Annotated in this window: 6 protein-coding genes; 2 read left to right on the forward strand and 4 right to left on the reverse strand. The window is 66.5% G+C overall.

The annotated features are described in order from the left end of the window. Nucleotides 1-357: 357 nt before the first annotated feature. Both glmS and glmU read right to left on the reverse strand, forming a co-directional pair. Nucleotides 358-2,187 (reverse strand): glutamine--fructose-6-phosphate transaminase (isomerizing), encoded by a 1,830-nt coding sequence (gene glmS / locus I8J34_RS16260; RefSeq protein ID WP_214362685.1) that lies wholly within the window; start codon nt 2,185-2,187, stop codon nt 358-360. Nucleotides 2,188-2,229: 42 nt separating this feature from the next. After that, the gene (glmU, locus tag I8J34_RS16265) at nt 2,230-3,591 is read right to left on the reverse strand and encodes a bifunctional UDP-N-acetylglucosamine diphosphorylase/glucosamine-1-phosphate N-acetyltransferase GlmU (RefSeq protein WP_214362686.1); all 1,362 of its coding nucleotides are present in this window, start codon (nt 3,589-3,591) and stop codon (nt 2,230-2,232) included. 196 nt (nt 3,592-3,787) lie between these two features. On the opposite strand from glmU, the gene I8J34_RS16270 reads away from it, so the two are divergent. Together I8J34_RS16270 and I8J34_RS16275 are read left to right on the forward strand one after the other, a co-directional pair. Then, nucleotides 3,788-5,200 (forward strand): bifunctional enoyl-CoA hydratase/phosphate acetyltransferase, encoded by a 1,413-nt coding sequence (locus tag I8J34_RS16270; RefSeq protein WP_214362687.1) that lies wholly within the window; start codon nt 3,788-3,790, stop codon nt 5,198-5,200. After that, a complete protein-coding gene (locus I8J34_RS16275) occupies nt 5,197-6,390 on the forward strand; it encodes an acetate/propionate family kinase (protein ID WP_214362688.1) in 1,194 nt (397 codons plus the stop codon). Before I8J34_RS16270 ends, I8J34_RS16275 begins: the two co-directional genes overlap by 4 nt. Nucleotides 6,391-6,763: 373 nt before the next feature. Here the strand turns inward: I8J34_RS16275 and I8J34_RS16280 are convergent, their stop codons facing one another. Together I8J34_RS16280 and I8J34_RS16285 are read right to left on the reverse strand one after the other, a co-directional pair. After that, on the reverse strand, nt 6,764-8,230 hold the full coding sequence (locus I8J34_RS16280) for a glutamate synthase subunit beta (RefSeq protein WP_214362689.1): 1,467 nt from the start codon (nt 8,228-8,230) through the stop codon (nt 6,764-6,766). 1 nt (nt 8,231) lies between these two features. Further along, entirely contained in the window at nt 8,232-12,902 is a 4,671-nt protein-coding gene (locus I8J34_RS16285; RefSeq protein ID WP_214362690.1) for a glutamate synthase-related protein, read from the reverse strand. Between the last annotated feature and the right edge of the window lie 146 nt (nt 12,903-13,048).

Consider the following 13,048-nt stretch of genomic DNA (forward strand, 5'->3'; position numbering starts at 1 on the left):
GCTCGAACCGATCGGGTATATCCCGCCTGCAGAAGCTGAGGCAAACTACTACAGGCAACTCGCCAGCGAGGCCGCCATCCCGGCCTGACTTAAACCAAACGGCCTCCACCGAACCCGGGGCGATTCACACTGTATCCTCCCGCGCTACGAGACCCGAACGGCTGGTTCGGCCGACCAGTTACCACTCAATCAGGGTGAAAAAAGATAAAGCCCGGTGTTACCCACCGGGCTTTATCTTTCTTTATCTACTGCGAGTTTCTTGCAAGGCCCTCGTGGCGCGTCTCAGCCTACAACCAGCAGACCACTCCGACGGACTTGATTCCCTGAGAACAAAAACATCGAACAATGTAGAACGAATTACTCCACCGTTACGCTCTTGGCGAGGTTACGTGGCTTGTCTACGTCCGTTCCCTTGACCAGCGCCGCATGGTAGGACAGCAACTGCAGCGGGATGACGTGCAGCACCGGGGAGAGCATGCCGTAGTGTTCGGGCATGTGGAGGATGTGCACGCCTTCGGATTCTTCGATGGCGCTGCCGGCGTCGGCGAACACGTAGAGCTCGCCGCCGCGGGCGCGCACTTCCTGCAGGTTGGACTTGAGCTTTTCGAGCAGTTCGTCGGCCGGGGCGACGGCGATCACCGGCATGTCCTTGTCCACCAGGGCCAGCGGGCCGTGTTTGAGTTCGCCAGCGGCGTAGGACTCGGCGTGGATGTAGGAGATTTCCTTGAGTTTGAGTGCGCCTTCCATGGCGATCGGCCAGTGGCGGCCGCGGCCGAGGAAGAGGGCATGCTGTTTGCCGGCGAAGCGCTGGGCCCAGCGTTCGATCTGCGGTTCGAGTTCGAGCACTTTGCCGATGGCGACTGGCAGGTGGCGCAGGGCGGTGAGGTAGCGCTGTTCGTCGTCGCTGGTGAGCCGGTCGTTGAGCTTGGCCAGCGCGAGGGTGAGCATGGCCAGCGCAGCGAGTTGGGTAGTGAAGGCCTTGGTGGAGGCGACGCCGATCTCGGGGCCGGCGCGAGTCACGAAGCGCAGCGCGGTTTCTCGCACGATGGCCGATTCGGGCACGTTGCAGATGGCCAGCGTCTTGCTCATACCGAGGCTCTTGGCGTGCTTGAGCGCGGCGAGGGTATCGGCGGTTTCGCCGGACTGGGAAATGACGACCACCAGGGTGTCGGGGTCGGGCACCGATTCGCGGTAGCGGTATTCGCTGGCGATTTCGACCACGCAGGGGATGCCGGCGATGGATTCGAGCCAGTAGCGCGCCACCAGGCCGGCATGGAAGCTGGTGCCGCAGGCGATGATGAGCACCCGGCGGGTGGCGCCGAGCACTTCGCCGGCATGGGCGCCGAACACCTGCGGGGAGATGACGTTGCCGCCGGCGATGGTTTCGAGCGTGTTGGCGATGGCCTGGGGCTGCTCGAAGATTTCCTTCTGCATGTAGTGGCGGTAGGTGCCCAGTTCGACCGCGTCGGCCGACAGCGCGGACACATGCACCGGCCGCTCGACCGGACTGCCGTCGGGGCGCACGATGCGGTAGCCGTCGAGCTTGAGCTCGGCGACGTCGCCGTCTTCGAGATACACCACCTTGCGCGTCACCTGCAGCAGCGCGGAGGTGTCGGAGGCGGCGTACATGCCGTCCTCGCCCACCCCGAGCAGCAAGGGCGAACCGCGACGCGCGACCACGAGGCGGAAGGGGTCGGCCTCGGTGACCACCCCGATGGCGTAGGCGCCTTCGAGTTCGTTGGCGGCCAGGCGCACGGCTTCGGGCAGTTCGAGGCCGGTGCCGAGCTTGTCGGTGACCAGGTGGGCGATGGCTTCGGTGTCGGTGTCGGAGGTGAACACGTAGCCCTTGGCCGTCAGCTCGCTCTTGATGCGCTCGAAGTTTTCGATGATGCCGTTGTGCACCACGGCGAGACCGCCGGAGACATGCGGATGGGCATTGCGCTCGGTGGGCTCGCCATGCGTGGCCCAGCGGGTGTGGGCGATGCCGATGTTGGCGCTCAGATGCCGGTTGTCGGCGATCACCGCCAGTTCGGCGACACGGCCGGCCGAGCGGGCGCGGACCAACTCGCCTTCGTGCAGCACGGCCAGACCGGCCGAGTCGTAGCCCCGGTATTCGAGCTTGCGCAGCCCTTCGAGCAGCACGGGGACGACGTTCTGGGTCGAGATTGCGGTAACGATGCCACACATGGCGCTTCTCCTGAGGCCGGCGGTGGTCGCCGGCGCGGCTTTCTATTTGGGGGTTTTGACCGGGCGCTTCCAGCCCGGAATCGTCATTTGCCGGGCGCGCGAGACGGTGAGCTGCTCGGCCGGCGCATCCTTGGTGAGCGTGGTGCCGGCACCGAGCGTGGCGCCACGGCCCACGCGCACCGGCGCCACCAGCTGGGTGTCGGAGCCGATGAACACGTCGTCTTCGATGGTGGTGCGGTATTTGTTGGCGCCATCGTAATTGCAGGTGATGGTGCCGGCGCCGACATTGACCCGCTGGCCGACGTCCGCGTCGCCCACATAGGCGAGGTGATTGGCCTTGGAGTGGTCGGCGATGCGGCTGTTCTTGACCTCGACGAAGTTGCCCAGGTGCACGTCCTCACCCAGCTCGGTACCGGGCCGGGTGCGGGCGTAGGGGCCGATCACGCAGGCGGCGCCCATGGTGGTGTCTTCGATATGGGAGAAGGGCAAGATGCGGGTGCCAGCGCCGATGCGGGCGTTGCGGATCACGCAGTGGGCGCCGATGTGCACGCCTTCGCCCAGCGTCACTGTGCCTTCGAACACGCAGTTCACATCGATGCGCACGTCGCGTTCGCAGCTGAGCTCGCCGCGCACGTCGATGCGCGCCGGGTCGGTCAGGGTCACGCCGGCATCGAGCAGGCGCTCGGCGCAGGCGCGCTGGTAGCGGCGCTCCAGGTCAGCCAGCTGGCGGCGGTTGTTGACGCCGAGGGTTTCATCGACGGTGTCCGGCTGGGTGGCCACGACCGGCACGTCGGCGGCCACCGCCATGGCGATGATGTCGGTGAGGTAGTACTCGCCCTGGGCGTTGTCGTTGCCGAGCCGGCCGAGCCATTCGCGCAGCCGCGCGGTGGGCGCGGCGAGAATGCCGGTGTTGACCTCGCGCACGGCGCGCTCGGCCTCGGTGGCGTCCTTGTGCTCGACGATGCGCAGCACCTTGCCGGCAGCGTCGCGCACGATGCGGCCGTAGCCGGTCGGGTCGTCCATCTCGACGGTGAGCAGGCCGAGGCGGTCGCGGTCGGCAGCGGCCAGCAAGCGGCGCAGCGTGGCCTCGCCGATCAGCGGCACGTCGCCGTAGAGCACCAGCGTGACACGGTCGTCGTCGAGATGCGGCAGCGCCTGCTGCACTGCATGACCGGTGCCCAGTTGTGGCGTCTGCAGCGCCCAGGCCAGATCGGGCGCCGCCATGGCGTCGCGGACCACCTCGCCGCCGTGGCCGTACACCACGCAGATTTTCGCCGCGCCAAGCGTGCGCGCCGTGCCCAGCACATGGGCCAGCATCGGCCGGCCAGCCAGCGGTTGCAGCACTTTGGGCAAGGCCGAGCGCATCCGGGTACCCTGACCTGCAGCGAGAACCACGACTTGCATGACAACTCCATTTTTTCGGGATTTGCGGCGGATTCTAGCACGCAGCCGTCTACGCTTCCGTGAGCGGTGTCTCGCTCATGGCCGACAACACGGCTCGAACATTTTGCAATGCACCAAAGTATTGATCGTGGTCTACATTTTGCAATAGCGTGACGACTAGAATGAGTTTGCTGCAACGCACATAGGAATCTCAGCCATGCAACGGGCCGTCCACCAGTACATCGAGAACCGCACCTACGACGAAATCGCCATCGGCGACCAGGCGCGCCTCGTCCGCACCCTCAAACCCAACGACATCCATCTGTTCGCCGCGATGTCGGGCGACGTCAATCCCACCCATGTCGATCCGGAATTCGCCCGATCGAGCCAGTTTCGCGAGGTGGTGGGCCACAGCATGTGGGGCAGCACACTGTTCTCCACCATTCTGGGCACCGAGTTCCCCGGCCCGGGCACGGTGTACATCACCCAGTCGCTCAAGTTCTGGCGCCCGGTGGGCATTGCCGACACGCTGGAGGTGACCGTCACCTGCCGCGAAAAATACGATCACAACTCGCACATCGTGTTCGACTGCGTGGCGATCAACCAGGACGGGCTGAAGGTGATCGACGGCACCGCCGAGGTGCTGGCGCCGACCGAGAAGATCAAGCGCCCGCGCGTGAGCCTGCCGGAGGTGACCATCTCCGACAAGGAGTTGCGCTACCAGCACCTGCTGTCGCTCACCACCGGCCTGAGCGCGGTGCCGACGGCGGTGGTCCACCCCTGCGACGCCTCGTCGCTGGGCGGACCGCTGCAGGCGGCCGAAGAGGGGCTGATCATCCCGATCCTGGTCGGCCCGGAAGCGAAGATCCGTTCGGTCGCTGAAGAAGAAGGCTTCGACCTGACCGGCCTTCGCATCGTCGACGTACCCCATAGCCACGCTGCGGCCGAAGCCGCCGTGGCGATGGCGCGCAAGGGCGAGGTCGAGGTGCTGATGAAGGGCTCGCTGCATACCGACGAGCTGATGAGCGCGGTGGTCAGCCGCACCCATGGCCTGCGCACCGCGCGCCGCATCAGCCATGTGTTCATCGCCGAGGTGCCGACCTATCCGCATCCGCTGCTGATCACCGATGCGGCCATCAACATCGAGCCGACGCTCGAAGAGAAGGTGGACATCGTCCAGAACGCCATCGATCTGGCGCAGATCATGGGCATCGTCGAGCCCAAGGTGGCGATCCTGTCGGCCGTCGAAACCGTCACTTCCAAGTTGCGCTCGACCATCGACGCGGCCGCCCTGTGCAAGATGGCCGACCGCGGCCAGATCAAGGGCGGCATCCTTGACGGCCCGCTGGCCTTCGACAACGCCATCTCGCTGCTGGCCGCCAAAACCAAGGGCATCAATTCCGCCGTGGCAGGCAACGCCGATATCCTGGTGGTGCCGGACCTGGAATCGGGCAACATGGTGGCCAAACAGCTCGAATATCTGGCCGATGCGGTGCTGGCCGGCGTGGTGGTCGGCACCCGCGTACCGATCGTGCTGACCAGCCGCGCAGATACCGCCGAGGCGCGCGCCGCCTCCTGCGCCATCGCCCAACTCATGGCCCATCATCGCCGCGCGGTGGTGCCGCAATGAAGGCGCTGTGGGTGCTCAATGCCGGCTCATCGAGCCTGAAGTTCGCCCTCTATCCGGTCGAGCCGGGCCTGGCGGATACGCCGGCGCTGGCCGGGCAGATCGAAGCCATCGGCTCACAACCGCGCCTGCATGCGCGCGCGGCGGCGGGCGAGCGCTTCGAGGCCGACGTGCCCCAACCCGCCGACGATGACCAGGACGCCCACCACCAGAGCGCGCTGGATTTCCTGCTCGACTGGATGAAAACGCACACCCCGCGGCTCGACCTGATCGGCGTCGGCCACCGGGTGGTGCACGGCGGCGCCAAACACAGCGCCCCGCTGCTGCTCGACGACACGCTGGTCGATGCGCTCGCCGAGTTCGAACCACTCGCCCCGCTGCATCAGCCCCACAACCTGCGCGCCGTGCGCGCGGTGGCCCGCCTGATGCCGCAGTTGCCGCAAGTGGCCTGCTTCGACACCGCCTTCCACCGCAGCCAGCCGCCGCTCGCCCAGCGCTTCGCCCTGCCCCGCGCGCTGCATGACGAAGGGGTGCGGCGCTACGGCTTCCATGGCCTGTCGTATGAATACATCGCCCGGCAACTGCCCCAAGCGATCGGCGCCGAACGTGCCCGCGGCGCGGTAATCGTCGCTCACCTGGGCAACGGCGCCAGCATGTGCGCGCTGCGCGATGGCCAGAGCGTGGCCTCCAGCATGGGTTTCACCGCCATCGACGGCCTGATGATGGGCACCCGCAGCGGCAGTCTCGACCCCGGCGTGCTGCTGTATCTGATGGACCGCAAGCACATGGACTCGGCAGCGCTGAGCCGCCTGCTGTACAAGGAGTCGGGGCTGCTCGGCGTGTCCGGCATCAGTGCCGACATGCGCGACCTGCTCGCCTCGCCCGCGCCCGAAGCGCGCGAGGCGGTCGAGCTGTTCTGCTACCGCGCCGCCCGCGAACTGGGGTCGCTGGCCGCGGCCGCCGGCGGCTGCGATGCGCTGGTATTCACCGGCGGCATCGGCGAACACGCCGCCGCCGTGCGCGAAGGCATCGTCACCCGCTCGGCCTGGCTCGGCCTCGCCCTGGACGCCGAAGCCAACACCGCGCACGCCGAGCGCATCGACCGCGCCGGCAGCCCGGTCGCGATCGCCGTAGTGCCGACCAACGAGGAGTGGATGATCGCGCGCCACGCGCTCGACATGATCGGCGCCTGACCCGGCATCACGGACGTCCGTAGCCCGGATGCAGCGCAGCGGAATCCGGGAGCACCGGCCCGATCGGGCACGCCGGTCCGCATCGAAAAACCGTGCCAGACCGCCACGCCCACCCCGGATTCCGGCCTTCGGCCTGCATCCGGGCTACGCACCGCGACAGCTTGCCGCAAGGACGTGCGGGCAGCCCAAAAACAAAGGCGGCCGAAGCCGCCTTTGTTTTTTCCCTTGCGCGCGCAGCTTAGCGCGGCAGCTCGGACGTTCCCATCAGGAACTGGTCGACTTCGCGAGCGGCCTGGCGAGCTTCGCGCTACGCGCCCCGCAGGGCGCGTTACAACATTCCCCGCCGTGGGCGGTCCGCGAAGGTCGCGACGGTTTAGCGCGGCAGCTCGGATGCCCCCATCAGGAACTGGTCGACTTCGCGAGCGGCCTGGCGACCTTCGCGGATCGCCCACACCACCAGCGACTGACCCCGACGCACGTCACCGGCCGCGAACACCTTGGCGACGTTGGTGGCGTAGCAGCCTTCGCCGTCGGTGGTGGCCTTGGCATTGCCGCGCGGGTCTTTCTCGACACCGAAGGCCGCCAGCAGGGAGCCCACGGGGTTGGTAAAGCCCATGGCGAACAGCACCAGGTCAGCCGGATAGACTTCTTCGCTGCCCGGCACCTCGGACATCTTGCCGTCCTTCCACTCCAGGCGCACGGTCTTGAGCGACTTGACCTGGCCGTTCTCGCCAATGAACTCCTTGGTGGCGATGGCGAATTCGCGGCGGGTCTCGCCTTCCTTGTGCGAGGACGAGGTGCGCAGCTTGAGCGGCCAGTAGGGCCAGGTCAGCGACTTGTCTTCCTGCTCGGGCGGCTGCGGCATGACTTCGAACTGGGTCACCGACGCGGCGCCATGGCGGTAGCTGGTGCCGACACAGTCGGAGCCGGTGTCACCGCCGCCGATCACCACCACGTGCTTGCCCTTGGCGGAAATCGGGTTGGGCGCATCGCCGGCCACCTGCTTGTTCTGCGGGATCAGGAACTCGAGCGCGAAATGCACGCCGCCCAGTTCGCGGCCCGGGGCCGGCAGATCGCGCGGCACTTCGGAGCCGGCGGCGAGGATCACCGCGTCGAATTCGGCGGTGAGCTGCTCGGCCGAGACCATCTCGGTGCCGTCATTGGCCACGCCCGCCTCGCTCGGCACGGCGCCGACACAGACGCTGGTGCGGAACTCGACGCCTTCGGCCGCCATCTGCGCAAGACGACGGTCGATCACCGATTTTTCGAGCTTGAAGTCGGGGATGCCGTAGCGCAGCAGACCGCCGACACGATCGCTCTTCTCGAACACGACCACGTCATGGCCAACCCGCGCCAGCTGCTGGGCTGCGGCCAAGCCGGCGGGGCCGGAGCCGACCACGGCGACCTTCTTGCCGGTTTTCTGGCGCGGCGGCTGCGGCTTGACCCAGCCGTTTTCCCAGGCCTTGTCGATGATCGCCCGCTCGATGGACTTGATGCCCACCGCGTCGGTGTTGATGTTCAGCGTGCACGCGGCTTCGCAGGGCGCCGGACAGATGCGGCCGGTGAACTCGGGGAAGTTGTTGGTCGAGTGCAGGACACGGATGGCCTGCTCCCACTGCCCGCGATACACCAGGTCGTTCCAGTCGGGGATGATGTTGTTGACCGGGCAGCCGTTGTTGCAGAACGGGATGCCGCAGTCCATGCACCGCGCGCCCTGCACCGACGCTTCGTCGTCGGACAGGCGGAGCAGGAACTCCTTGTAGTTCTGGACCCGCTCCTCAGCCGGTTGGCTGGCCTCGGAGAGGCGGCGGAACTCGAGAAATCCGGTGGGCTTACCCATCTTATGCAGCCTCCAGTTGCTTCTTCTGCGCGGCCATTTCGGCCAGTGCGCGACGGTACTCGTGCGGCATCACTTTGACGAACTTGGCGCGATAGCTCGACCAGTGTTCGAGGACCCGCTTGGCGGTGACGCTGCCGGTGAATTGGGCGTGCTTCTCGATCAGGTCCTTGAGAATGGCCTCGTCGGCCTGACCGAGGTGACGCACATCCACCCGGCCGTGGGACTCGAGGTCGTCGCCGGCCTCGGAGCCCTGGCGGGCGGCGTATTCGTCTTCGACCGGTTCGAGTGCGACCTGGGCCATGTTGCAACGGCCTTCGAAGCTACCGTCTTCGTCCAGCACATAGGCGACGCCGCCCGACATGCCGGCCGCGAAGTTGCGCCCGGTCTGGCCGAGCACCACCACGGTGCCGCCGGTCATGTATTCGCAGCCGTGGTCACCCACGCCCTCGACCACCGCCGTGGCGCCGGAGTTGCGCACCGCGAAGCGCTCGCCGGCCACGCCGGAGAAGAAGGCTTCGCCCTCGATCGCGCCGTACAGCACGGTGTTGCCGATGATGATGTTTTCGGTGGTCTCGCCACGGAAGCTGGCGTCCGGACGCACGACGATACGCCCGCCCGAGATGCCCTTGCCGACGTAGTCGTTCCCCTCGCCCACCAGGTCGAGCGTCACGCCGCGCGCCAGGAAGGCGCCGAAGCTCTGGCCGGCGGTGCCCGACAGGGTGATGTGGATGGTGTCGTCCGGCAGGCCGGCATGGCCGTATTTGGCGGCCACTGCGCCCGAGAGCATGGCGCCGACGGTACGGTTGACGTTGCGCACCGGCAGCTCGATCTTCACCGCCTCGCCGCGCTCGATGGCGGGCGCAGCACGCTTGAGCAGTTCCTGGTCCAGCGCCTTGTCGAGGCCGTGATCCTGGTTCTCGGTGTGGCGACGGCCCACCGTGGCCGGCACATCCGGACGGTAGAAGATGCGGCTGTAGTCCAGGCCCCGCGCCTTCCAGTGGCTGATGCCCTTCTTCATGTCGAGCAGGTCGGAGCGGCCGATCAGGTCGTCGAACTTGCGGATGCCCAGCTGGGCCATCAGCTCGCGCACTTCTTCAGCGACGAAGAAGAAGAAGTTGACCACATGCTCGGGCTGGCCGGTGAAGCGCTTGCGCAGCTCAGGGTCTTGCGTGGCCACGCCCACCGGACAGGTGTTGAGGTGGCACTTGCGCATCATGATGCAGCCTTCGACCACCAGCGGTGCAGTCGCGAAGCCGAATTCGTCGGCGCCGAGCAGCGCACCGATCACCACGTCGCGGCCGGTCTTCATCTGGCCGTCGACTTGCACCCGCACACGCGAACGCAGGCGGTTGAGCACCAGCGTCTGCTGGGTTTCGGCCAGGCCGAGTTCCCAGGGCGAGCCGGCATGCTTGATCGACGACAGCGGCGAGGCGCCGGTGCCGCCGTCATGGCCGGCGATCACGATGTGGTCGGCCTTGGCCTTGGCCACACCAGCCGCCACCGTGCCGACGCCGATCTCGGACACCAGCTTGACGCTGATCGAGGCCTTGTGGTTGGCGTTCTTCAGGTCGTGGATCAGCTGGGCCAGATCTTCGATCGAGTAGATGTCATGGTGCGGCGGCGGCGAAATCAGGCCGACACCCGGCACCGAGTGACGCAGGAAGCCGATGTACTCGGACACCTTGTGCCCCGGCAACTGGCCGCCTTCGCCGGGCTTGGCGCCCTGGGCCATCTTGATCTGGATCTGGTCGGCGTTGGCCAGGTATTCGGTGGTCACACCGAAGCGGCCCGAGGCGACCTGCTTGATCGCCGAGCGCAGGCTGTCGCCGGGCGACAGGTCGAGATCGCGCGCGATGCGCGAGCCGCCGATCAGCTCGGAGAGTTTGGTCGGCTTGGTCACGGGCATGAAGCGCTTGGGATCCTCGCCGCCCTCGCCGGTGTTGGACTTGCCGCCGATGCGGTTCATCGCCACGGCCAGCGTGGTGTGCGCCTCGGTGGAGATGGAGCCGAGCGACATGGCGCCGGTGGCGAAGCGCTTGACGATCTCCTTGGCCGGCTCGACCTCGTCGAGCGGCACCGGGGCGCCGGCCACCTTGATCTCGAACAGGCCGCGCAGCGTCATGTGACGCTTGCCCTGCTCGTTGACCAGGCGGGCGTACTCTTTATAGGTGTCGGCCTTGCCCGAACGCGTGGCGTGCTGCAGCTTGGCGATCGAATCGGGCGTCCACATGTGCTCTTCGCCGCGGATGCGGAAGGCGTAGTCGCCGCCGGCATCGAGCAGCTCGGCCAGCACCGGGTCATCGCCGAAGGCCTTCTGGTGCAGGCGCAGCGCCTCGTCCATGACCTCGAACACGCCGACACCCTCGACCTGGCTGGTGGTGCCGGTGAAGTACTTGTCGACGAAGCTCTGCTTGAGACCGACCGCTTCGAAGATCTGGGCGCCGGTGTAGGACATGTAGGTCGAGATGCCCATCTTGGACATGACCTTGCACAGCCCCTTGCCGATCGCCTTGACGAAGTGGTAGGCGGCCTTTTCGTCCGCCTCGCCGCGATCGGCCATCTGCTGCAGCGTCTCGAGCGCGAGGTAGGGATGGACGGCTTCGGCGCCATAGCCGGCGAGCACCGCGAAGTGATGGATCTCGCGCGCCGTGCCGGTTTCGACCACCAGGCCGGTGCGGGTGCGCAGGCCCTTGCTCACCAGGTGCTGATGCACCGCGGACGTGGCCAGCAGCGCGGGGATGGCGACATTGTCGGCATCCATCTGGCGATCGGAGACCACCAGGATGTTGTAACCCTGCTCGACAGCATCTTCGGCTTCGGCGCACAGCGAGGCCAGGCGGGCCTCGACGCCTTCCTTGCCCCAGGCCACCGGGTAGCACACGTCCAGTTCCGCCGAGCGGAACTTGTTGCCGGTGTAGCGCGCGATGTTGCGGATCTTCGCCATGTCGGCGAAGTTCAGCACCGGCTGGGTCACTTCCAGGCGGTACGGGGGGTTGATCTCGTTGATCTCGAGCAGGTTGGGGCGCGGGCCGATGAAGGACACCAGCGACATCACCAGCTGCTCGCGGATCGGGTCGATCGGCGGGTTGGTCACCTGCGCGAAGAGCTGACGGAAGTAGTTGTAGAGCGGCTTTTCCTTGCTCGACAACACGGCCATCGGCGCATCGTTACCCATCGAGCCGGTGCCCTCTTCGCCGGCCTTGGCCATCGGCTCGAGGATGAACTTGATGTCTTCCTGGGTGTAGCCGAACGCCTGCTGGCGATCGAGCAGGCTGGCGCGTGCCTCGGGAAGGGCCGCATCGGCCGCTTCCTTGAGCCCGTCGAGCTTGATGTTGATGCGGCGGTTCCAGTCGCGATAGGGCTTGGCAGTGGCGAGCGACTCCTTGAGCTCTTCGTCGTCGATGATGCGGCCCTGCTCCATGTCGATCAGGAACATCTTGCCCGGCTGCAGACGCCACTTCTTGGTGATCTTGCTGTCCGGAATCGGCAGCACGCCGGATTCGGACGCCATCACCACGAGATCGTCATCGGTCACCAGGTAGCGCGCCGGACGCAGGCCGTTGCGGTCGAGGGTGGCACCGATCTGCACGCCGTCGGTGAAGGCCACCGCGGCCGGGCCGTCCCACGGCTCCATCATGGCGGCGTGGTATTCGTAGAAGGCGCGGCGCTGCTCGCCCATCAGGGTGTGCGACTCCCAGGCCTCGGGGATCATCATCATCACCGCATGGGCCATGGTATAGCCGCCCATCACCAGCAGTTCGAGCGCGTTGTCGAAGGCGGCGGAGTCGGACTGGCCCGGATAGATCAGCGGCCAGATCTTCTCCAGATCCTTGCCCAGCAGCGGCGAGGACACGCCCTTTTCGCGGGCACGCATCCAGTTGTAGTTGCCGCGCAGGGTGTTGATCTCACCGTTGTGCGCGATCATGCGGAACGGGTGGGCGAGGTTCCACTTGGGGAAGGTGTTGGTCGAAAAACGCTGGTGCACCAGCGCCAGTGCCGACACCGTGCGCGGATCGACCAGGTCGAGGTAGTACTCACCCACCTGGTTAGCCAGCAGCAGGCCCTTGTAGACGATGGTGCGCGCCGACATCGACACCATGTAGAACTCTTTGGCGTGCTCGAGCTGCAGGCGCTGGATGGCATTGGCCGCACGACGGCGGATGACGTAGAGCTTGCGCTCGAGCGCATCGGTCACCATGATGTCCGGGCCGCGCCCGACGAAGATCTGGCGGATGATCGGCTCGGTCTTGCGCACCGTAGGCGACATCGGCATGTCGGGGTTGACCGGCACGTCGCGCCAACCGAGCACCACCTGCCCTTCGGCACGGATGGCGCGCTCGATCTCTTCCTCACAGGCCATGCGCGAGGCGTGCTCTTTCGGCATGAAGACCATGCCGACCCCGTAGTCGCCCGGCGCCGGCAAAGTGATGCCCTGGGCGGCCATCTCTTCGCGATACAGCTGGTCGGGCAACTGGAGCAGCAAACCCGCGCCGTCACCTTGCAGCGCATCGGCGCCGACCGCGCCCCGATGGTCGAGGTTTTTGAGGATCTCGAGACCCTGGATCACGATGTCGTGACGCTTCTCGCCCTTGATATGGGCAATGAAACCGACACCGCAGGCATCATGTTCGTTCGCGGGATCGTAAAGACCCTGCTTGTGGGGAATGCTCATACATTTTCCTCGACACTTCGTGCCTGCCCGCACTCGGCGTCTACCGGAGCGGACGGCAACGCGATTGCGGCAGGCGTCAAAAAAGCCGGTCGCTTGCGCACCGGCTCTGCACGACGCACAAGGCGCCGTTACGAACACACTTGGCG

This window comes from Denitromonas iodatirespirans, assembly GCF_018524365.1.
GTDB lineage: Bacteria > Pseudomonadota > Gammaproteobacteria > Burkholderiales > Rhodocyclaceae > Nitrogeniibacter > Nitrogeniibacter iodatirespirans.

Coding starts and splice junctions, on each gene's coding strand:
- glmS (WP_214362685.1), bottom strand. CDS start 2,187: ATGTGTGGCATCGTTACCGCAATCTCGACCCAGAACGTCGTCCCCGTG.
- glmU (WP_214362686.1), bottom strand. CDS start 3,591: ATGCAAGTCGTGGTTCTCGCTGCAGGTCAGGGTACCCGGATGCGCTCG.
- I8J34_RS16270 (WP_214362687.1), top strand. CDS start 3,788: ATGCAACGGGCCGTCCACCAGTACATCGAGAACCGCACCTACGACGAA.
- I8J34_RS16275 (WP_214362688.1), top strand. CDS start 5,197: ATGAAGGCGCTGTGGGTGCTCAATGCCGGCTCATCGAGCCTGAAGTTC.
- I8J34_RS16280 (WP_214362689.1), bottom strand. CDS start 8,230: ATGGGTAAGCCCACCGGATTTCTCGAGTTCCGCCGCCTCTCCGAGGCC.
- I8J34_RS16285 (WP_214362690.1), bottom strand. CDS start 12,902: ATGAGCATTCCCCACAAGCAGGGTCTTTACGATCCCGCGAACGAACAT.